The 19,612-nt window shown below is 66.5% G+C and carries 20 protein-coding genes; 14 read left to right on the forward strand and 6 right to left on the reverse strand.

The features are described from left to right. Positions 1–136: 136 nt before the first annotated feature. Positions 137–913, reverse strand: coding sequence for an enoyl-CoA hydratase (locus VL15_RS27095; RefSeq protein WP_048249732.1), 777 nt, complete (start codon positions 911–913; stop codon positions 137–139). Positions 914–1,042: 129 nt separating this feature from the next. On the opposite strand from VL15_RS27095, the gene paaN reads away from it, so the two are divergent. The 5 genes from paaN to paaK all read left to right on the forward strand — a co-directional run bounded on the left by paaN (position 1,043) and on the right by paaK (position 6,667). Then, positions 1,043–2,749, forward strand: coding sequence for a phenylacetic acid degradation protein PaaN (paaN, locus tag VL15_RS27100; protein WP_048249734.1), 1,707 nt, complete (start codon positions 1,043–1,045; stop codon positions 2,747–2,749). Positions 2,750–2,836: 87 nt separating this feature from the next. After that, positions 2,837–4,039, forward strand: a complete 1,203-nt coding sequence (gene pcaF, locus VL15_RS27105; protein ID WP_048249735.1) for a 3-oxoadipyl-CoA thiolase — start codon at positions 2,837–2,839, stop codon at positions 4,037–4,039. Between the two features lie 45 nt (positions 4,040–4,084). After that, the gene (paaG, locus tag VL15_RS27110; RefSeq protein ID WP_048249736.1) at positions 4,085–4,876 is read left to right on the forward strand and encodes a 2-(1,2-epoxy-1,2-dihydrophenyl)acetyl-CoA isomerase PaaG; all 792 of its coding nucleotides are present in this window, start codon (positions 4,085–4,087) and stop codon (positions 4,874–4,876) included. 1 nt (position 4,877) lies between these two features. After that, the gene (gene paaI / locus VL15_RS27115) at positions 4,878–5,330 is read left to right on the forward strand and encodes a hydroxyphenylacetyl-CoA thioesterase PaaI (RefSeq protein WP_048249737.1); all 453 of its coding nucleotides are present in this window, start codon (positions 4,878–4,880) and stop codon (positions 5,328–5,330) included. Between the two features lie 38 nt (positions 5,331–5,368). Further along, positions 5,369–6,667: a phenylacetate--CoA ligase PaaK gene (paaK, locus tag VL15_RS27120; protein ID WP_048249738.1), complete on the forward strand. Its 1,299-nt coding sequence runs from the start codon at positions 5,369–5,371 to the stop codon at positions 6,665–6,667. A gap of 193 nt (positions 6,668–6,860) precedes the next feature. On the opposite strand, the gene VL15_RS27125 is transcribed toward paaK, so the two are convergent. Further along, a complete protein-coding gene (locus VL15_RS27125) occupies positions 6,861–7,985 on the reverse strand; it encodes a murein transglycosylase A (RefSeq protein ID WP_230684526.1) in 1,125 nt (374 codons plus the stop codon). Between the two features lie 28 nt (positions 7,986–8,013). Here VL15_RS27125 and VL15_RS43255 point away from each other — a divergent pair, with 28 nt between their 5' ends. Then, entirely contained in the window at positions 8,014–8,157 is a 144-nt protein-coding gene (locus VL15_RS43255; protein WP_014898203.1) for a hypothetical protein, read from the forward strand. Between the two features lie 19 nt (positions 8,158–8,176). On the opposite strand, the gene apaG is transcribed toward VL15_RS43255, so the two are convergent. Continuing rightward, on the reverse strand, positions 8,177–8,551 hold the full coding sequence (gene apaG / locus VL15_RS27130; RefSeq protein ID WP_048249739.1) for a Co2+/Mg2+ efflux protein ApaG: 375 nt from the start codon (positions 8,549–8,551) through the stop codon (positions 8,177–8,179). Positions 8,552–8,733: 182 nt separating this feature from the next. On the opposite strand from apaG, the gene rpe reads away from it, so the two are divergent. From rpe to VL15_RS27170, 8 genes are all read left to right on the forward strand, one after another. Then, positions 8,734–9,420, forward strand: a complete 687-nt coding sequence (rpe, locus tag VL15_RS27135) for a ribulose-phosphate 3-epimerase (RefSeq protein ID WP_048249740.1) — start codon at positions 8,734–8,736, stop codon at positions 9,418–9,420. A 4-nt stretch (positions 9,421–9,424) separates the two neighbouring features. Beyond that, positions 9,425–10,189: a phosphoglycolate phosphatase gene (locus VL15_RS27140; protein ID WP_048249741.1), complete on the forward strand. Its 765-nt coding sequence runs from the start codon at positions 9,425–9,427 to the stop codon at positions 10,187–10,189. Between the two features lie 358 nt (positions 10,190–10,547). Next, positions 10,548–12,041, forward strand: a complete 1,494-nt coding sequence (gene trpE, locus VL15_RS27145; protein WP_048249742.1) for an anthranilate synthase component I — start codon at positions 10,548–10,550, stop codon at positions 12,039–12,041. Between the two features lie 13 nt (positions 12,042–12,054). Then, complete coding sequence (locus VL15_RS27150; protein WP_048249743.1) at positions 12,055–12,645, forward strand: aminodeoxychorismate/anthranilate synthase component II; 591 nt, start codon at positions 12,055–12,057, stop codon at positions 12,643–12,645. Positions 12,646–12,658: 13 nt separating this feature from the next. After that, complete coding sequence (gene trpD, locus VL15_RS27155) at positions 12,659–13,690, forward strand: anthranilate phosphoribosyltransferase (protein WP_048249744.1); 1,032 nt, start codon at positions 12,659–12,661, stop codon at positions 13,688–13,690. A 29-nt stretch (positions 13,691–13,719) separates the two neighbouring features. After that, entirely contained in the window at positions 13,720–14,505 is a 786-nt protein-coding gene (trpC, locus tag VL15_RS27160; protein ID WP_048249745.1) for an indole-3-glycerol phosphate synthase TrpC, read from the forward strand. Continuing rightward, complete coding sequence (locus VL15_RS27165) at positions 14,505–15,131, forward strand: CYTH domain-containing protein (RefSeq protein WP_048249747.1); 627 nt, start codon at positions 14,505–14,507, stop codon at positions 15,129–15,131. Before trpC ends, VL15_RS27165 begins: the two co-directional genes overlap by 1 nt. Before the next feature lie 13 nt (positions 15,132–15,144). Further along, a complete protein-coding gene (locus VL15_RS27170; RefSeq protein WP_048249748.1) occupies positions 15,145–16,044 on the forward strand; it encodes a uracil-DNA glycosylase in 900 nt (299 codons plus the stop codon). Positions 16,045–16,154: 110 nt separating this feature from the next. Here VL15_RS27170 and VL15_RS27175 read toward each other — a convergent pair whose 3' ends face one another. From VL15_RS27175 to VL15_RS27185, 3 genes are all read right to left on the reverse strand, one after another. Next, entirely contained in the window at positions 16,155–16,751 is a 597-nt protein-coding gene (locus VL15_RS27175) for an FMN-dependent NADH-azoreductase (protein WP_048249749.1), read from the reverse strand. A gap of 147 nt (positions 16,752–16,898) precedes the next feature. Next, the gene (locus tag VL15_RS27180; protein ID WP_048249750.1) at positions 16,899–18,698 is read right to left on the reverse strand and encodes a M61 family metallopeptidase; all 1,800 of its coding nucleotides are present in this window, start codon (positions 18,696–18,698) and stop codon (positions 16,899–16,901) included. 103 nt (positions 18,699–18,801) lie between these two features. Beyond that, positions 18,802–19,530, reverse strand: a complete 729-nt coding sequence (locus VL15_RS27185; protein ID WP_048249751.1) for a DsbC family protein — start codon at positions 19,528–19,530, stop codon at positions 18,802–18,804. Between the last annotated feature and the right edge of the window lie 82 nt (positions 19,531–19,612).

Here is a 19,612-nt window from a genome sequence, read left to right on the forward strand (position 1 = left end):
GCAAGCCCCTTTGTGAAAATATTTTGAAAAGCCACCGTGCGCTGACGCGCACGGTGGCTCTTGATAGAAAGGGCCGGGCAATCATGCCGGCAATCGATACCAACCAGTCGCCGACACCCGCTGCGGCGCAGCCCAATCAGCGGTTCTTGAACGCCGGCTTCCGTTTCTCGACGAATGCCGCCATCCCTTCCTTCTGGTCTTCGGTCGCGAACAGTGAGTGGAACAACCGGCGCTCGAAGTGGACGCCTTCGGCCAGCGTCGTCTCGTACGCGCGGTTCACCGACTCCTTGACCATCATGACCGCCGGCAGCGAAAACTCGGCGATCGTCGTCGCGGCGGCAATCGCCTCGTCGAGCAGCTTGTCGGCCGGCAGCACGCGCGACACGAGCCCCGCGCGCTCCGCTTCGGCGGCGTCCATGAAACGCGCGGTCAGGCACATGTCCATCGCCTTCGCCTTCGACACAGCGCGCGGCAGACGCTGGGTGCCGCCCGCACCCGGCATGACGCCTAGCTTGATTTCCGGCTGGCCGAACTTGGCGGTGTCGGCCGCGAAGATGATGTCGCACATCATCGCGAGCTCGCAGCCGCCGCCCAGCGCAAAACCCGCAACCGCCGCAATGATCGGCTTGCGGATCTCGCGGACTGTCTCCCAGTTACGCGTGATGTAGTCGCCCCGGTAAACGTCCATATAGGAGTAGGTCGCCATCATGCCGATGTCCGCGCCGGCCGCAAACGCCTTCTCGCTCCCCGTCACGACGATGGCGCCGATGCCGTCGTCCGCATCGAATGCCTTCAGCGCGTCGCCCAACTCATCCATCAGCGCATCGTTCAGCGCATTCAGCGCCTTCGGACGGTTCAGCGTAACCAGCCCGACACGCCCCCGGGTCTCCACCAGGATGTTCTCGTAAGCCATCTATTTCTCCTCGATCAATGAAATGAGAAACGCCTCGCACATGCGAATAATTTGATGCTACCATTCTCCGACCAACCGGTCGGTTAATTAATCGATCCAATCCCTCTCAACGTTCATCAGGCTGCCGCCATGACCCACGCACTGTTCACGAAGCACGAAGACACGCTGAAGCACGCACTCGCCGCCATCGAGAGCCGCGGGTACTGGAGCCCGTTCGCCGAAATGCCGAGTCCCAAAGTGTACGGGGAAAGCGCGAGCGCCGACGGCGAAGCCGCGTTCAAGTCGCACCTCGACAAGACGTTCGCGCTCGACCAGCCGGCGTCCGGCGAAACGGTCGGCGCAGAGCGCTCGCCGTACGGCATCGCACTGGGCATCCGGTATCCGAAATCGACGCCCGACGCACTGATCGCCGCCGCGGCCGCCGCGCAACGCACGTGGCGCGAAGCCGGCCCGAGCGCATGGGTCGGCGTCAGCCTCGAAATCCTCACGCGCCTGAACCGTGCGAGCTTCGAGATCGCCTACAGCGTGATGCACACCACCGGGCAGGCTTTCATGATGGCGTTCCAGGCCGGCGGCCCGCACGCACAGGATCGCGCGCTCGAGGCAGTTGCCTATGCATGGGACGAACTGCGCCGCATCCCGGCCGAAGCGCACTGGGAAAAGCCGCAAGGCAAGAACCCGCCGCTCGCGATGCACAAGCGCTACACGGTCGTCCCGCGCGGCACGGGGCTCGTGCTCGGCTGCTGCACGTTCCCGACCTGGAACGGCTACCCGGGCCTGTTCGCCGATCTGGCAACCGGTAACACCGTGATCGTCAAACCGCATCCGGGCGCGATCCTGCCGCTCGCGATTACGGTGCGGATCGCTCGCGACGTACTGCGCGAAGCCGGATTCGATCCGAACATCGTCACGCTCCTCGCGACCGAGCCCAACGACGGCGCACTCGTTCAGGACCTCGCGCTGCGCCCCGAGATCAAGCTGATCGACTTCACCGGCAGCACGCAGAACGGCACGTGGCTAGAACGCCATGCCCACCAGGCACAGGTCTATACCGAGAAGGCAGGCGTCAACCAGATCGTGATCGACTCGACCGACGACCTGAAGGCCGCCGCCAAGAACATCGCGTTCTCGCTGGCGCTGTACTCCGGCCAGATGTGCACGGCACCGCAAAACATCTACGTGCCGCGCGACGGCATCCGCACGGCGGACGGCCATGCCAGCTTCGACGAAGTCGCACAGGCAATTGCCGTTTCCGTGCAAAAGCTCACCGGCGACCCGGCACGCTCGGTCGAACTGATCGGCGCAATCCAGAACGATGGCGTGACCGCACGCATCGACGACGCCCGCCAGCTCGGCCGCGTGCTCGCCGACAGCCTCGCACTCCAGCACCCGGCGTTCCCCGATGCTCGCGTGCGCACGCCGCTCGTGCTGCAACTCGACGTGGCCGATCGCGAGAAATTCACGCAGGAGTGGTTCGGCCCGATCTCGTTCGTGATCGCGACCGACTCGACCGCGCAGTCGCTCGACCTCGCCGGCGAAATCGCGGCGGAACATGGCGCGCTGACCCTCTCCGTCTACAGCACCGATGAAGCAATCATCGACGCCGCACACGATGCAGCGGTGCGCGGCGGTGTCGCACTGTCGATCAACCTGACGGGCGGCGTGTTCGTGAACCAGTCGGCCGCCTTCTCCGACTTCCACGGCACGGGCGCGAACCCGGCAGCCAACGCGGCGCTGGCCGACCCGGCGTTCGTCGCCAACCGGTTCCGTGTGGTGCAAAGCCGCGTCCATGTTGCCCCGAAGGCGGTACCTGCGGAAGCTGGCCAACCGGCATAACCCGAATGGCCGACGTGCAAACGCCTCCACGTTCTCTACCATGAACGGATCCGCCACCCGGCGGGTTCGTTGCTCATCGATACGCCCATGACAGACGCCTACATCTGCGATGCGATTCGCACCCCCATCGGCCGCTACGGCGGCGCCCTGAAAGACGTCCGCGCCGACGACCTCGGTGCGGTGCCGCTCAAGGCGCTGATCGAGCGCAACCTCGATGTCGACTGGACGGCGATCGACGACGTGATCTACGGCTGCGCGAACCAGGCCGGCGAAGACAACCGCAACGTCGCGCGCATGTCGGCGCTGCTCGCGGGCCTGCCGACCACCGTGCCGGGCACGACGCTGAACCGGCTGTGCGGCTCCGGGATGGACGCGGTCGGCACGGCTGCGCGCGCGATCAAGGCGGGCGAGGCGCGCCTGATGATCGCGGGCGGCGTCGAAAGCATGACGCGCGCGCCGTTCGTGATGGGCAAGGCCGCGAGCGCGTTCGCGCGCCAGGCCGACATCTTCGACACGACGATCGGCTGGCGTTTCGTCAATCCGCTGATGAAACAGCTGCACGGCGTCGATTCGATGCCGGAGACGGCCGAGAACGTCGCGGTCGACTACAACGTCAGCCGCGCCGACCAGGACCTGTTCGCGCTGCGCAGCCAGCAGAAGGCCGCGCGTGCGCAGCAGGACGGCACGCTCGCCGAGGAAATCGTGCCAGTCTCGATTGCCCAGAAGAAGGGCGATCCGGTAATCGTGTCGCGCGACGAACATCCGCGCGAGACGTCGCTCGAGGCGCTTGCGAAGCTGAAGGGCGTCGTGCGCGCGGACGGCTCGGTGACGGCCGGCAACGCATCGGGCGTCAACGACGGCGCGTGCGCGCTGCTGCTCGCCAATGCGCAGGCAGCCGACCAGTATGGCCTGCGCCGCCGCGCGCGCGTCATCGGCATGGCGACCGCCGGTGTCGAGCCGCGCGTGATGGGCATCGGCCCCGCGCCGGCCACGCAGAAACTGCTGCGCCAGCTCGGCATGACCATCGATCAATTCGACGTGATCGAGCTGAACGAGGCGTTCGCGTCGCAGGGTCTCGCGGTGCTGCGCATGCTCGGCGTGGCCGACGACGATCCGCGCGTGAACCCGAATGGCGGTGCGATTGCACTGGGCCATCCGCTCGGTGCATCGGGCGCCCGGCTCGTCACCACGGCGCTCTATCAACTCGAGCGTACAGGCGGCCGCTTTGCGCTCTGTACGATGTGCATCGGTGTCGGCCAGGGCATCGCACTCGCGATCGAACGCGTGTAACCGCCGCGCCGCGCGCCTATAACGAAGTCATGAAGGAGACACTGCATGTCCTATCAGGCGATCCAGCTGGATATCGATCAGGCCGCGCGCGTGGCCACGATTACCCTCAACCGCCCCGACAAGCTCAACAGCTTCACGCGGGCGATGCATCGCGAACTGCAGTCGGCACTCGATGAAGTCGAAGCGGCCGGCGCACGCGCGCTGATTCTGACGGGTGCGGGGCGCGGCTTCTGCGCGGGCCAGGATCTGGCCGACCTCGACTTCACGCCGGGGGCGTCCACCGATCTCGGCACGCTAATCGACGAGCACTTCAATCCGCTAATCCGCCGCCTGCAGCGCCTGCCGATTCCGGTGATCGCCGCCGTCAACGGCACGGCGGCCGGCGCCGGCGCAAATCTCGCGCTTGCATGCGATCTCGTGTTCGCCGCACGCTCGAGCAGTTTCATCCAGGCCTTCGTCAAGATCGGGCTCGTACCCGATTCGGGCGGCACGTGGTTCCTGCCGCAACGCGTCGGCATGGCACGTGCGCTGGGGCTCGCGCTGACCGGAGACAAGCTCGGCGCCGAACAGGCCGAGCAATGGGGCCTGATCTGGCGCGCGGTCGACGACGACGCACTCGTCGCGTCAGCCCGCCAGCTCGCGACCCAGCTCGCGCAACAGCCGACGCTCGCGATCGCATCGATCAAGCAATCGATGCGCGACAGCGTCACGAACACGCTCGACCAGCAGCTCGATCTGGAACGCGACCTGCAGCGCAAGCTCGGCCAGTCGCACGACTATGCGGAAGGCGTGACGGCATTCATCGAGAAACGTGCGCCTCGCTTCGAGGGGCGTTGACATGACGAACGCCACCGCCACGCTCGACCCCGATTCGCTCGCCCGCGCCACCGCACAAGCCATGTACGACGCGGACGCATGCAGCCGCGCGTTCGGCATGGAAATCGCCGAAGTACGCGCCGGTTACGCACGCCTGCAGATGCGCGTGCGGCCCGAATTCCTGAACGGGCATCAGACCTGCCATGGCGGGATCATCTTCACGCTCGCCGATTCGACGTTCGCGTTCGCGTGCAACTCGTACAACCTGAACACGGTCGCGGCCGGCTGTTCGATCGAATTCCTGCGCCCCGTGCACGGCAACGACGTGTTGACCGCCGAGGCGATCGAACAGGCGCGCGCTGGCCGCCACGGCATCTACGACATCCGCGTCACGAACCAGACCGGCGAAACCGTCGCGATGTTTCGCGGCAAATCCGCCCAGATCAAGGGCACGGTCATCCCGGAAGACCGCTGACGCCGACGGCTCGCACATAACAAGCACTGGAGACATGCATGACTACCCCGCTACCGCTCGAGCCGATCGAGACCGCCTCACGCGACGAGCTGACCGCGCTGCAGCTCGAACGCCTCAAGTGGTCGCTCCGGCATGCGTATGACCACTCCCCCGTCTATCGTCGCAAGTTCGACGATGCGGGCGTCCATCCCGACGACCTGAAGACGCTCGCCGACCTGTCGCGCTTCCCGTTCACGACCAAGAGCGACCTGCGCGACAGTTACCCGTTCGGGATGTTCGCGGTGCCGCAGGACCAGATCTCGCGCATCCATGCGTCATCGGGCACGACCGGCAAACCGACGGTCGTCGGCTATACGGCTGGCGACATCGACACGTGGGCGAATCTCGTCGCACGCTCGATCCGCGCCGCCGGTGCGCGCCGCGGCGACAAGGTGCACGTCAGCTACGGCTACGGCTTGTTCACGGGCGGGCTCGGCGCGCACTACGGTGCCGAACGCGCGGGACTGACCGTGATCCCGTTCGGCGGCGGCCAGACCGAGAAGCAGGTACAACTGATCCAGGATTTCCGGCCCGACATCATCATGGTGACGCCGAGCTACATGCTGTCGATCGCCGACGAAATCGAGCGCCAGGGCCTCGATCCCGTGCAGAGTTCGCTGCGCATCGGCATCTTCGGCGCGGAACCATGGACCAATGACATGCGCGTCGCGATCGAACAGCGGATGGGCATCGACGCGGTCGACATCTACGGGCTGTCCGAAGTGATGGGCCCCGGCGTCGCGTCCGAATGCGTCGAGACCAAGGATGGCCCGACCATCTGGGAAGACCACTTCTATCCGGAAATCATCGATCCCGAAACCGGCGAAGTGCTACCGGACGGCGAACTCGGTGAACTCGTGTTCACGTCGCTGACGAAGGAAGCGCTGCCGATCGTCCGCTACCGGACACGCGACCTCACGCGCCTGTTACCCGGCACCGCTCGTACGATGCGCCGGATGGAAAAAATCACCGGCCGCTCGGACGACATGATGATCGTGCGCGGCGTCAACGTGTTCCCGACGCAAATCGAGGAACAGTTGCTCAAGCAACGCGCGCTCGCGCCACACTATCAGATCGTGCTGACGAAGGAGGGCCCGCTCGACGTGCTGACGCTCAACGTCGAGCCGTGCCCCGAGACCGCGCCGGATACGGCGGCGATCCACGCGGCGAAACAAGCGCTCGCTTACGACATCAAGTCGTTGATCGGCGTAACGGCCGTGATCAACGTGCTGCCCGTGAACGGGACCGAGCGGTCCGTCGGCAAGGCCCGCCGCGTCATCGACAAACGCAAGGGCTGACGCAACGCGCCACCCACGGCGCGTCGGCCGCGCGGCGCGGCAATCCCGCTGCGCCAAAAAGAAGCAGCCCGATCGGCCAAAACCGATCGGGCTGCTTCGTCTCGGGCACGGCCCGTCGTCGCATCACGTCACATCAAGCGCTTCGGATGAAACACCAGCGCCGCGACGCTCGGGCGGCCAGCGCCGCCGTGCATCACGAATTCGGGAACAGCAGCCACATCCGGCCGACCTGCTTCATCCGGCCGGCCTGGTCGCCTGCGTCGTCGCCGAGCCCCCAGAAATAGTCGGCCCGCACACCGCCCTTGATCGCGGAGCCCGTATCCTGCGCGAACACGAGCCGGTTCATCGGCGTATTCGTCAGCGGACGCGTGGTCTGCAGGAACACGGGCGTGCCGAGCGGGATCGACGACGGATCGACCGCGATCGAACGCTCCGGCGTCAGCGGCACGCCGAGCGCGCCGATCGGGCCGTCCGCGCCGCCGTGCGGCGCGTCTTCCTTGGTCGGCATGTCGCGGAAGAACACGAACCGCGGATTCGTGTCGAGCAATGCGTCGACACGGTTCGGGTTCGCCTTCGCCCACGCCTTGATGCCCTGCATCGTCGCCTGCGCGGGCGTCAGCTCGCCGCGATCGAGCAGCCATTTGCCGATCGAGCGGTACGGCTGGTTGTTGGTGCCGCCGAAGCCGACCCGCATCACCGAACCATCGTCGAGCAGTACGCGCCCCGAGCCCTGCACCTGCAGGAAAAACGCCTCGATCGGATCGTCAACCCACACGAGCTCGTTGCCGTTCAGCACGCCGGCACGCTCGAGCTGCGCGCGCACCGGCAGCGCCGAGCCCGCGCGATAACCGGCCGGCCAGCGATAGAGCGCGTACTGATACGGGCCGCGGCGCACCCGCGAACCATGCAGCAGCGGCTCGTAATAACCGGTCACGAGCCCGTCGAGCGTGCCGTCGGTGTTCGCGAGCTGGAACGGCGTGAAGTACGCTTCGAAGAAGGCGCGCGCGCTGCTGACGTCGAGCTCGTCGAGCCGGTCGGCGGCCGCGCAAGCGCGCTGCCAGGCCGGCTGGCGCGCGAGCCGCACGCAGTTCTGCCGCAACGCGGCCGTCGCGCCGAGCAGCGAATCGTCCTGCCAGCCCGGCACCTGCTGCCACGCGACCGGCGTGAGCCGCTTCGCGGCGACCTGCCCCGGCACGATCGCCGTGCCGGTCGGCGGCTTCAGCGCAGACGTCCGCGTCGGCGCGCCACCGCACGCGGCAAGCAGCGCCGCCGCCGCGGCCGCCGCAATCCAGCCGGCCAACCGGGGCCCAAACCACATACAATGTTCGTTCTTGATGGAAACCGCCATGTCAGATTTTCTCGACCAATATCCGATGCTCATCTTCGCGCTCGAAGCCTTCGTAGCGCTTGCCCTGCTGATCTTCATCGTCGTCTGGACGTCGTCGGGAAGAAAGAAGCACGCCCGCAACAACGACCGCCAGCCACGCTGACGCGCTCCGGACACTCGGCTCAATGCAGCGTGCGCGGCATGTGCAGCGCGAACTCGTCGACCGGCGCGTCGAAACGCTCGCCGTCCTCCGCCACGCAGAAGTACGCGCCACGCATCGTACCGACCGGCGTCGCAATCACGGCCCAGCTCGTGTATTCGAACTGCTCGCCCGGCTGCAGCAGCGGCTGGTGCCCGACGACGCCGAGCCCCTTCACTTCCTGCACGTGGCTCTCGCTGTCCGTGATGATCCAGTGACGCGCGATCAGTTGCGCCGCGACCTGCCCCGTGTTGCGGATCGTCAGCGTGTACGCGAATGCGTATTGACGTCGATCGGGGTCGGATTGTTCCGGCAAGTAACTGGTTTTCACCGAAACGGTGAACTGATACTGACTCATGATGGTTCCGCTGGAGTGTGACTGCCCGTGCCGGCGTGGGCGACGGGGCCGCGGACGCGCCGCTTTGGTTCGGCATTCTGCTTGATGCGGAATCGGGCTGCAACCGCACGGCCCGCCGCCGCGCCCCGGCCGCCGGGCGGTAGAATGTCGGTTTTGCGCCGCAACGTCCCCGCTCCCCTGCCATGACCCAATTCCGCATCGCTCCCAGCATCCTGTCGGCCGATTTCGCACGGCTCGGCGAAGAAGTCCGCAACGTCGTCGCCGCCGGCGCCGACTGGATCCACTTCGACGTGATGGACAACCATTATGTGCCGAACCTGACGATCGGCCCGCTCGTGTGCGAAGCGATCCGCCCGCACGTGCAGGTGCCGATCGACGTGCACCTGATGGTGCGCCCGGTCGACCGGATCGTGCCCGATTTCGCGAAGGCCGGTGCGAACCTGATCAGCTTCCACCCGGAAGGCTCCGATCACGTCGACCGCACGCTGTCGCTGATCCGTGACCACGGCTGCAAAGCCGGCCTCGTGTTCAACCCGGCCACGCCGCTGAACTACCTCGACCACGTGATGGACCGCCTCGACTTCGTGCTGCTGATGTCGGTCAACCCCGGCTTCGGCGGCCAGTCGTTCATTCCGGAAACGCTGAACAAGCTGCGCGAAGCCCGCGCGCGCATCGACGCCTACACCGAGCGCACGGGCCGCGAGATCCTGCTCGAGGTCGACGGCGGCGTGAAAACCGACAACATCGCGGAAATCGCGGCAGCCGGCGCCGACACCTTCGTCGCGGGCTCGGCGATCTTCGGCAAGCCCGACTACCGCAAGGTGATCGACGAGATGCGCGCCGCGCTCGCCACCGTCAAGCGGAGCTGACGCCATGGCCGAATCGCCGCTCGCCGGGCACGCGCCGGCCGGGGCCGCAACGGACGCCGCCCCGATCCGCTTCGCCGCGCCGCGCATCGACGCGGCGCTGATCGATCTCGACGGCACGATGGTCGACACGGCCGACGATTTCACGGCCGGCCTGAACGGAATGCTCGCGCAGCTCGACGCGCCGGCCACGTCGCGCGACGAGGTGATCGGCTACGTCGGCAAGGGCTCCGAACACCTGATCCAGAGCGTGCTGAAACCGCGCTTCACCGCCGACGAAGCCCATGCGCGCTTCGACGACGCGCTGGCGATCTACCAGGCCGAATACGCGAAGATCAACGGCCGCCACACGCGCCTCTATCCGGAGGTGGCGGCCGGTCTCGACGCGCTGCGCGCGGCCGGCATCCGGCTCGCGTGCGTGACGAACAAGCCGCACCGCTTCGCGGTCGAGCTGCTCGAGCAATACGGGCTGGCCGATTGCTTCGGCATCGTGCTCGGCGGCGACAGCGTCGCACGCAAGAAGCCCGATCCGCTGCCGATGCTGACGGCCTGCGACGCGCTCGGCGTCGCGCCGGACGCCGCGGTCGCGATCGGCGACTCGGAAAACGATGCGCTGGCGGGCCGCGCGGCCGGGATGGCGACGCTGACGGTGCCGTACGGCTACAACCACGGCAAGGCTATACAAACGATAAATTCGGATGGTATAGTCGATTCGTTGCTGGTCGCAGCCCGCGCGATCTCCGCGCACAACGCCGGCCGGCCAACCCTCTGATTATTTCTTCCATCTGCATGTTTCTGAATAAAAAACGGAGTCTGAGCAGCATCGACCGGGGAGCCTGGCCCTGGCGTCGCTGGTCGCGCTAACCTCTTCGATGAGGTACGCTGAAGCACGTCTTCAGCGCCGTTTTTTATCTCGCTGCGCATCCGCGCGCCGATCGTCGCACCACCTCGAGTTCCACCGTGTCCGAACGCTTGCGTTCAGGATCGGCCGCAGGCTCGCGACGTTCACGCCCGGAGTGCCGGCCGGCAACAGGCACTTCTCGATCGACCGCCCTTTCGCCGACGGCAGCCCGCGCAGCGTCAAGTGATCCCTGGCGCACGCCGCCGCTCGTCCCGAACAGGACCGGAACATGACCGAACTCGAATTCCAATCGCTTGCGAACGAAGGCTACAACCGCATCCCGCTGATCGCGGAAGCCCTCGCCGATCTCGAAACGCCGCTTTCGCTCTACCTGAAGCTGGCCCAGCCCGAACGCGCAGGCGCCAACTCGTTCCTGCTCGAATCGGTGGTCGGCGGCGAACGCTTCGGCCGCTACTCGTTCATCGGCCTGCCCGCACGCACGCTCATCCGCACCCGCAACGGCGTGTCGGAAGTCGTGCGCGACGGCCAGGTGGTCGAGACGCATGACCGCGACCCGTTCGAATTCATCGAATCGTTCCAGGCGCGCTTCAAGGTGGCGCAGCGCCCGGGCCTGCCGCGCTTCTGCGGCGGCCTCGCCGGTTATTTCGGCTACGACGCGGTGCGCTACATCGAGAAGAAGCTCGCGAACTCCGCGCCGCGCGACGATCTCGGCCTGCCCGACATCCAGCTACTGCTGACCGAGGAAGTCGCGGTGATCGACAACCTTGCCGGCAAGCTGTACCTGATCATCTACGCGGACCCGGGCCAGCCGGAGGCGTACGCGAAGGCGAAACACCGCCTGCGCGAGCTGAAGCAGCGCCTGCGCACGACCGTGCAGCCGCCCGTCACGTCGGCGAGCGTGCGCACCGAGACGTTCCGCGAGTTCAAGAAGGAAGACTATCTGGCCGCCGTGCGCCAGGCAAAGGAATACATCGCGGCCGGCGAACTGATGCAGATCCAGGTCGGTCAGCGGCTGACGAAGCCGTACCGCGACAATCCGCTGTCGCTGTATCGCGCGCTGCGTTCGCTGAATCCGTCGCCGTACATGTATTACTACAACTTCGGCGATTTCCACGTGGTCGGCGCATCGCCGGAAATCCTCGTGCGCCAGGAAAAGCGCGGCGAAGACCAGATCGTCACGATTCGCCCGCTCGCCGGCACGCGCCCGCGCGGCAACACGCCCGAGCGCGACGCGGAACTCGCGACCGAACTGCTCAACGATCCGAAGGAGATCGCCGAGCACGTGATGCTGATCGACCTCGCGCGCAACGACGTCGGCCGCATCGCGGAAATCGGCTCGGTGCAGGTGACCGACAAGATGGTCATCGAGAAGTATTCGCACGTGCAGCACATCGTCAGCTCGGTCGAAGGCAAGCTGAAGCCGGGCATGACGAACTACGACGTGCTGCGCGCGACGTTCCCGGCCGGCACGCTGTCCGGCGCGCCCAAGGTGCGCGCGATGGAGCTGATCGACGAACTCGAGCCGATCAAGCGCGGGCTGTACGGCGGTGCGGTCGGTTACCTGTCGTTCTCGGGCGAGATGGATCTCGCGATCGCGATCCGCACGGGCCTGATCCACAACGGCAACCTGTATGTGCAAGCGGCGGCCGGCGTCGTTGCAGATTCGGTGCCCGAATCCGAATGGCAAGAGACCGAAAACAAGGCGCGCGCCGTGCTGCGTGCGGCCGAACAGGTCCAGGACGGCCTCGATAGCGACTTCTGACCGGAGACTGACCATGCTGCTCATGATCGACAACTACGACTCGTTCACCTACAACCTGGTCCAGTACTTCGGCGAACTGGGCGAGGACGTGCGTACGTACCGCAACGACGAAATCACGCTCGACGAAATCGCGCGCCTGAATCCCGACGCGATCTGCCTGTCGCCGGGCCCGAGCAACCCGCAGCACGCGGGTATCACGCTCGACGTGTTGCGCGAATTTTCAGGCAAGAAGCCGATCCTCGGCGTCTGCCTCGGCCACCAGGCGATCGGCGAAGCATTCGGCGGCCGCGTCGTGCGCGCGGCGACCATCATGCACGGCAAGGTAAGCCGGATCGAAACCGACTGCCGCGGCGTGTTCGCCGACCTGCCGAAGCATTTCGACGTCACGCGCTACCACTCGCTCGCGATCGAGCGCGAGTCGCTGCCCGACTGCCTCGAGGTGTCCGCATGGACCGACGACGGCGAGATCATGGGCGTGCGTCACAAGACGCTGCCGGTCGAAGGCGTGCAGTTCCACCCGGAATCGATCCTGTCCGAGCATGGCCATGCGCTGCTCGAGAATTTCCTGAAGCAGGTTCGCGCCGCGGCCGCGCACGCCGCCTGACCGGAGCCTCACGATGACGATTACCCCGCAGGAAGCGCTGCAGCGCACGATCGAGCACCGCGAGATCTTCCACGACGAGATGCTGCACCTGATGCGGCTCATCATGCGCGGCGACATGTCGCCCGTGATGGCCGCCGCGATCATCACCGGGCTGCGCGTGAAGAAGGAGACGATCGGCGAGATCGCCGCCGCCGCGACCGTGATGCGCGAATTCGCGAACCACGTCGAGGTGCAGGACAACTCGAACTTCGTCGACATCGTCGGCACCGGCGGCGACGGCTCGCACACGTTCAATATCTCGACCGCGTCGATGTTCGTCACGGCGGCGGCCGGCGCGAAGGTCGCGAAGCACGGCAACCGCGGCGTGTCGAGCAAGTCCGGCAGCGCCGACGTGCTCGAGGCGCTCGGCGTGAACATCGACCTGCAATCCGACCAGGTGGCCGCGTCGATCGCCGAAACGGGCATGGGCTTCATGTTCGCGCCGAACCATCACCCCGCGATGAAGAACATCGCGGCCGTGCGCCGCGAGCTCGGCGTGCGCACGATCTTCAACATCCTCGGCCCGCTGACCAACCCGGCCGGCGCGCCGAACCAGTTGATGGGCGTGTTCCACCCCGACCTCGTCGGCATCCAGGTGCGCGTGATGCAGCGCCTCGGCGCGCAGCACGTGCTCGTCGTGTACGGCAAGGACGGGATGGATGAGGTATCGCTCGGCGCCGCGACACTCGTCGGCGAATTGCGCGACGGCAAGGTGCACGAATACGAGATCCATCCGGAGGACTTCGGCCTGCAGATGGTGTCGAATCGCACGCTGAAGGTGGAAAATGCCGACGAATCGCGCACGATGCTGCTCGGTGCGCTGGACAACCAGCCGGGCGTCGCGCGCGAGATCGTCACGCTGAACTCGGGCACCGCGCTCTACGCGGCGAACGTCGCCGAATCGATCGCGGACGGCATCCAGCTCGCTCGCGAAGCGATCGCGAGCGGCAAGGCGCGCGCGAAGGTCGACGAACTCGTGCGCTTCACGCAGCAGTTCAAGCGCTGACTCCCTTTACGAATCAAGCAGGAACCCACATGAGCGACATTCTCGACCGAATCATTGCCGTCAAGCGCGAAGAAGTCGCGGCGGCCATGCGCAGCACGCCGCTCGAGGCATTGAAACTGGAAGCATCCGCGCGCGACCTGCGCGACTTCGTCGGCGCGCTGCGTGCGAAGCACGCGGCCGGCAACGCCGCCGTGATCGCCGAAATCAAGAAGGCAAGCCCGTCGAAAGGCGTGCTGCGCGAGCATTTCGTGCCGGCCGACATCGCGCGCTCGTATGCGACGCACGGTGCCGCGTGCCTGTCGGTGCTGACCGACGAGCAATTCTTCCAGGGCAGCGTCCGCTACCTCGAAGAGGCGCGCGCGGCCTGCACGCTGCCGGTGCTGCGCAAGGACTTCATCGTCGATGCGTACCAGATCCTCGAAGCGCGCGCGATGGGCGCCGATGCGATCCTGCTGATCGCCGCCGCGCTCGACACGCCGCTGATGCAGGACCTCGAGGCGTATGCGCACTCGCTCGGCCTCGCCGTGCTGGTCGAAGTGCACGACCGCAACGAGATGGAACAGGCGCTGACGCTCAAGACGCCGCTGCTCGGCATCAACAACCGCAACCTGCGCACGTTCGAGACGTCGATCCAGACGTCGCTCGACATGCTCGACATGATTCCGCAGGACCGGATCGTCGTGACCGAATCGGGCATCCTGTCGCGCACCGACGTCGACACGATGCGCGCGGCGAACGTCAACACGTTCCTCGTCGGCGAAGCATTCATGCGCGCCGACCAGCCGGGCGAGGAACTCGCGCGGATGTTCTTCTGATGGCGATCGAAAAGGAAATCAAGCTCGCGCTGCCGGCCGGTCAGGCCGACGACGCGCGGCACTTCTTCGAGACGCTGACCGGCGAACCCGGTCACGACATCGCGCTCGCGAACGTCTATTACGACACGCCCGATCTCGCGCTGGCCCGCTCGAAGAGCGCGGTGCGCGTGCGCCGCGCGCCGCACGGCTGGTTGCAGACCTTCAAGACGATCGGCAGCGCGGAAGGCGGCCTGCATCGCCGCCACGAATGGGAACTGCCCGTCGCCGGCGACGCGCTCGAAATCGATGCGCTCGTCGCGGCCTGCGACGTGCCGGAAGCCGCCGCCGCGCTGAATGACGCGGCCGGCGCGCTGCACGCGCTGTTCCGCACGGATTTTTCGCGTACGCTGTGGCGCATCGCAATCGGCGGCGCAACCGTCGAAGCCGCGGTGGACCTCGGCGAGATCGTCGTCCAGGCGGAACACGAAACGCGCCGCGAACCGATCAGCGAAATCGAACTCGAACTGATCGACGGCCCGGAAGCGGCGCTCGCGACGCTCGCCGGCGAACTGCAGCAGGCGCTGCCGGGCCTCGCTCCCGAAAACATCAGCAAGGCGCAGCGCGGCTACCGGCTGCGCGCGCAATAAACCCGCATCACGCATGGCAACCCGCAAGACTTCCCGCGCGCCGCAACAGGCGTCGCTATTCGATGATCCCGTGCCGGAAACGGCACCGGCCGACATTCCGTCCCCGGCTTCCGCGTCGCCCGCGGCCGGACGCAAGCCCGCGAAGAAAGCCGCTGCCCCGGCCGCCGCGGCGCCGCAGCCCGTTGTCGCCGACGTTCCGCACCTCGCCGCGCAATTCGACGCGCTGCCGGCCGTCTGGCGCGACGTGCTGAAACCCTTCACCGACAGCGACGCATACGCGCCGCTGTGCCACTTCGTCGACGACGAGCGTGCGGCCGGCAAGGCGGTCTACCCGACCGACGTGTTCCGCGCGCTGCGCCTGACGAGCCCGGACGACGTGAAGGTCGTGATCCTCGGTCAGGACCCGTACCACGGTGACGATCGCGGCACGCCGCAGGCACACGGCCTGGCGTTCTCGGTGCCGCCGGCCGTCCGCACGCCGCCGTCGCTGCGCAACATCTTCAAGGAAATCGCCGCGAACTTCGGTCACGAAACGCCACGCCACGGCTGTCTCGACACCTGGGCGCGCCAGGGCGTGCTGCTGCTCAACACCGTGCTGACGGTCGAGCGCGGCGCGGCCGCGAGCCACGCGAAGCGCGGCTGGGAGCAATGCACGGACACGCTGATCCGCGAACTCGCCGGCCGCCATCGCGGGCTCGTCTTCATGCTGTGGGGCGCGCACGCTCAGGCGAAGCGCGCGCTATTCGACGCGAGCGCGCATTGCGTGCTCGAGGCACCGCATCCGTCGCCGCTGTCCGCGCACCGCGGTTTCCTCGGCTGCCGTCATTTCGCGCTCGCGAACGACTATCTGGTCGAAGCCAGCCGCGAACCGATCGACTGGCGCCTGCCGGAAGTGGCCGAAACGCTCGCGTAACGGCCAAGCCGGTTGTTTCGCCGGCCGGCATGCAAAAACGCCGCGCCCCTTCGGGGGCGCGGCGTTTTTTTATCGGACGATCCAGCGGGTGCGTCGCACCCGCATCGACCTTACGCGGCGGCGATCGCTTCGCGGGCGCTAGCCAGCGCGGCGCTTTGCGCATCCGGCCCGAGGTTCAGGCCTTCCGCGAAGATGAAGCTCACGTCGGTCATGCCGACGAAGCCGAGGAACGTGCGCAGGTACGGCGTCTGGCTATCGTTCGGCGTACCGGCATACTTGCCGCCGCGGGCCGTCACCACGTGAACCTTCTTGCCCTTGATCAGACCTTCCGGACCATTCTCGGTGTAGCGGAACGTGACGCCTGCACGTGCGATCCAGTCGAAGTACGTCTTCAGTTGCGACGAGATGCCGAAGTTGTACATCGGCGCGCCGATCACGATGATGTCGGCGGCTTGCAGTTCGGCGATCAGCGCATCGCTCTTCGCGACGATCGCATTCTGCTCCGCGGTGCGCTGGTCGGCCGGCGTGAAGAACGCGCCGAGCACCGATTCGTCGAGGTGCGGCAGCGCATCGGCCAGCAGATCGCGAACCACGACCTTCGCGCCGGGGTTCGATTGTTGCAGCTTTGCCGTCAGTTCGTTGGCCAGCAGCGTGGATTGCGCGCCTTGCGAACGCGCCGCGGAATTGATTTGCAGAATGGTCGTCATGTCATGCTCCGGTTGGGTTGCGCTTCGGTAGCGCGAGTGACGCCATTGTGCGTGGCCGCATGAGCGCGAAAAAGCGGGTTCAGGGCGACGGATTGTTGCAACAGCAGAACAATTACAGATCGCGCCCCGATTCCCGTCTTCGTGTCGTCAGCCCTTCAGCCAGGCTTCGCGGGCCTTGAGCGATGCCGCAGGCTTGGCGGCGGCTGTCAGCCGGTAACGCGTCACTTCCGGGCCGTCGAGCTTCAGCTTTGCGGTGCGCAGCTCGTCGCGGCGGAATGCGTGAATCTCAACCTTGTCGCCCGGCCGGTAGCGCGCGAGCAGCGCGTCGAGGTTCGTGCCCGTGACGCGCAGCCCGTCGACCGCGATCAGCGTGTCGCCGGCCGACAGCCCCGCGCGATGCGCGGCGCCGCCTTCGTACACAGCCGCGAACGTGCAGTCCGCGCCGCCGCGCAGGCGCGCGCCGATCGTCGGTTTCGCGGCCGCGCCGTTCGCGACATCGGGCGCGAGCGTCACGCCGAGCGGCGCGAGCAACTCGGCGAGCGGCAGGTCGCGCGTGCCGTGCACCGCGTCGGCGAACAGGCGGCCGAGCGCGACACCCGTCGCCTCTTCGATCAGCACCTCGACTTCGTTTTCCTCGACGCCCGCCTGCTTGCCGCGGTAGAAATCGCGGCCGTAGCGTTGCCACAGCAGACGCATCACGTCGTCGAGCGACTTCCGGTTGCGCGTCTGCGCACGGATCGCGAGATCGAACGCGAGCGCGACGAGCGAACCCTTCGTGTAGTAGCTGACGATCGCGTTGGTCGCGTTCTCGTCCTGGCGGTAGTACTTGATCCACGCGTCGAACGAGCTTTCCGCGACGCTCTGCTTGAGCCGGCCCGTGCCGCGCAGCACGCTGCCGACCGTGCGGCCGAGCGCCGCGAAATATTCGTCCTGCGACATCAGCCCGCTGCGCACCAGCATCAGGTCGTCGTAATACGACGTGAAGCCTTCGAACAGCCACAGCAGCGACGTGTAGTTCTCGCGCGTCAGGTCGTACGGCACGAACGCCGCCGGCTTGATGCGCTTCACGTTCCACGTGTGGAAGTACTCGTGGCTGCAGAGGCCGAGGTACGTGCGATAACCTTCCGTCGTTTCGGGCCGCCCCTTCACCGGCAGGTCGGTCCGATTGCAGATCAGTGCGGTCGACGCGCGATGCTCGAGGCCGCCGTAGCCGTCGCTGACCGCAAGCGTCATGAACACGTAGCGGTCCATCGGCGCCTTCTTCGATTTCGGCTCGAACAGCGCGATCTGCGCTTCGCACACGCGCTTCAGGTCGGTACGCAGCCGCTCCAGGTCGAGCTGCGTCACGCGCCCCGCGATCACGATGTCGTGCGGCACGCCGTGCGCGTCGAACGTCGCGAGCGCGAATTCGCCGATCGTCACCGGATGGTCGGAGAGCTCGTCGTAGTTCGACGCGCGATACGCGCCGAAGCCGTAGCGCTTCGTGCCGCGCGCCTCGGGCAGCGCGGTGCCGACGCGCCACGCGCGGAACGCCGCGCCGGCCGGCTTCGCGATGTCGACTTCGCACGGCGCGTCCTCGCGGCCGGCGACGCTCAGGAACACGGCCGTCGCGTTGAAGAAACCGCCCGATTCGTCGAGATACGCGGAGCGCACTGACAGATCCCACGCATACACGTCGTAGCGCAGCGTCAGCGCGCCGTTCACGGGCGCGGCCTGCCACGCGTGCTTGTCGGTTTTCGCGATCCGCACCTTGCGGCCCGCGTCGTTGAACGCGCCGAGCGTCACGATGTTGCGCGCGAACTCGCGCACGAGATAGCTGCCCGGAATCCACACCGGCAGCGAGAAGCGCTGACCTTCGGGATCGGGATCGGCGACCGTCACCGACACCTCGAACAGGTGCGCGGCAAGATCTTTCGGGACAATCGAATAGCGGATCGGCTGGGTCATCGTGGCAATCGGTCGAATACGGCGGCGAAAACGAAGAGAGGCGCCGGCAGATAACGCGGGCGCCCCTCGCTGACCGGGCCATGCGGCCCGGCGTGTCGGTCGGTTACTTGCTCGAGGCGAGCGCCTGATTGAGCTGGTCGGCCGATACCGCGCCCGGCAGGCGGCGGCCGTCCGGCAGGAAGATCGTCGGCGTGCCCGTGACGTTCATCCCGCGGCCAAGCGCGAGGTTCTTGTCGAGCGCGCTGGTATCGCAGGTGCCGGCGCCGGACGGCGCGTGATGGTCGAGCATCCAGTTCTGCCACGTCTTCGCGCGATCGGTCGCGCACCAGATCGCCTTCGACTTCACGGTCGAATCGGGCGACAGCACCGGGTACAGGAACGTGTAGACGGTGACGTTGTCGATCGACTGCAGCGTCGTCTCGAGCTTCTTGCAGTACGGGCAGTTCGGATCGGAGAACACCGCGATCTTGCGTGCGCCGTTGCCCTTGACGACCTTGATCGCATTCGCGAACGGCAGGCTCGCGAAGTCGATCTTGTTGATTTCGGACAGGCGGGCGTCGGTCAGGTTCTTGTGCGTCTTGGTGTCGACGAGATCGCCGAGCAGCACGTAGTCGCCCGCCGCGTCGCTATAGATGATCTGCGAGCCGAGGTTCACCTCGTAAAGGCCCGCGACCGGCGATTTCGACACGCTCTTGATCGGCGCGTCGTTGCCGAGACGGGCCTGCAGCGTCGCTTTCAGCTTGTCGGTGGTTTGGTCGGCCTGCGCGGTGCAGCCCAGCGTCGCCATCGTGACGGCCAGCGCCAGCGACGCGATGCGGATCGTTTTTTTCATCGAAATCTTCCTTCAGCTCAATCGGAGTGCACGGCACAGTGTACGCCGTAACGGAATCGAGTCCGACCGGCGATACGGCCGA

Source organism: Burkholderia cepacia, assembly GCF_001039005.1.
In the GTDB taxonomy this organism is placed as follows: Bacteria; Pseudomonadota; Gammaproteobacteria; order Burkholderiales; family Burkholderiaceae; genus Burkholderia; species Burkholderia theae.

Coding starts and splice junctions, on each gene's coding strand:
- VL15_RS27095 (WP_048249732.1), bottom strand. CDS start 913: ATGGCTTACGAGAACATCCTGGTGGAGACCCGGGGGCGTGTCGGGCTG.
- paaN (WP_048249734.1), top strand. CDS start 1,043: ATGACCCACGCACTGTTCACGAAGCACGAAGACACGCTGAAGCACGCA.
- pcaF (WP_048249735.1), top strand. CDS start 2,837: ATGACAGACGCCTACATCTGCGATGCGATTCGCACCCCCATCGGCCGC.
- paaG (WP_048249736.1), top strand. CDS start 4,085: ATGTCCTATCAGGCGATCCAGCTGGATATCGATCAGGCCGCGCGCGTG.
- paaI (WP_048249737.1), top strand. CDS start 4,878: ATGACGAACGCCACCGCCACGCTCGACCCCGATTCGCTCGCCCGCGCC.
- paaK (WP_048249738.1), top strand. CDS start 5,369: ATGACTACCCCGCTACCGCTCGAGCCGATCGAGACCGCCTCACGCGAC.
- VL15_RS27125 (WP_230684526.1), bottom strand. CDS start 7,985: ATGTGGTTTGGGCCCCGGTTGGCCGGCTGGATTGCGGCGGCCGCGGCG.
- VL15_RS43255 (WP_014898203.1), top strand. CDS start 8,014: ATGTCAGATTTTCTCGACCAATATCCGATGCTCATCTTCGCGCTCGAA.
- apaG (WP_048249739.1), bottom strand. CDS start 8,551: ATGAGTCAGTATCAGTTCACCGTTTCGGTGAAAACCAGTTACTTGCCG.
- rpe (WP_048249740.1), top strand. CDS start 8,734: ATGACCCAATTCCGCATCGCTCCCAGCATCCTGTCGGCCGATTTCGCA.
- VL15_RS27140 (WP_048249741.1), top strand. CDS start 9,425: ATGGCCGAATCGCCGCTCGCCGGGCACGCGCCGGCCGGGGCCGCAACG.
- trpE (WP_048249742.1), top strand. CDS start 10,548: ATGACCGAACTCGAATTCCAATCGCTTGCGAACGAAGGCTACAACCGC.
- VL15_RS27150 (WP_048249743.1), top strand. CDS start 12,055: ATGCTGCTCATGATCGACAACTACGACTCGTTCACCTACAACCTGGTC.
- trpD (WP_048249744.1), top strand. CDS start 12,659: ATGACGATTACCCCGCAGGAAGCGCTGCAGCGCACGATCGAGCACCGC.
- trpC (WP_048249745.1), top strand. CDS start 13,720: ATGAGCGACATTCTCGACCGAATCATTGCCGTCAAGCGCGAAGAAGTC.
- VL15_RS27165 (WP_048249747.1), top strand. CDS start 14,505: ATGGCGATCGAAAAGGAAATCAAGCTCGCGCTGCCGGCCGGTCAGGCC.
- VL15_RS27170 (WP_048249748.1), top strand. CDS start 15,145: ATGGCAACCCGCAAGACTTCCCGCGCGCCGCAACAGGCGTCGCTATTC.
- VL15_RS27175 (WP_048249749.1), bottom strand. CDS start 16,751: ATGACGACCATTCTGCAAATCAATTCCGCGGCGCGTTCGCAAGGCGCG.
- VL15_RS27180 (WP_048249750.1), bottom strand. CDS start 18,698: ATGACCCAGCCGATCCGCTATTCGATTGTCCCGAAAGATCTTGCCGCG.
- VL15_RS27185 (WP_048249751.1), bottom strand. CDS start 19,530: ATGAAAAAAACGATCCGCATCGCGTCGCTGGCGCTGGCCGTCACGATG.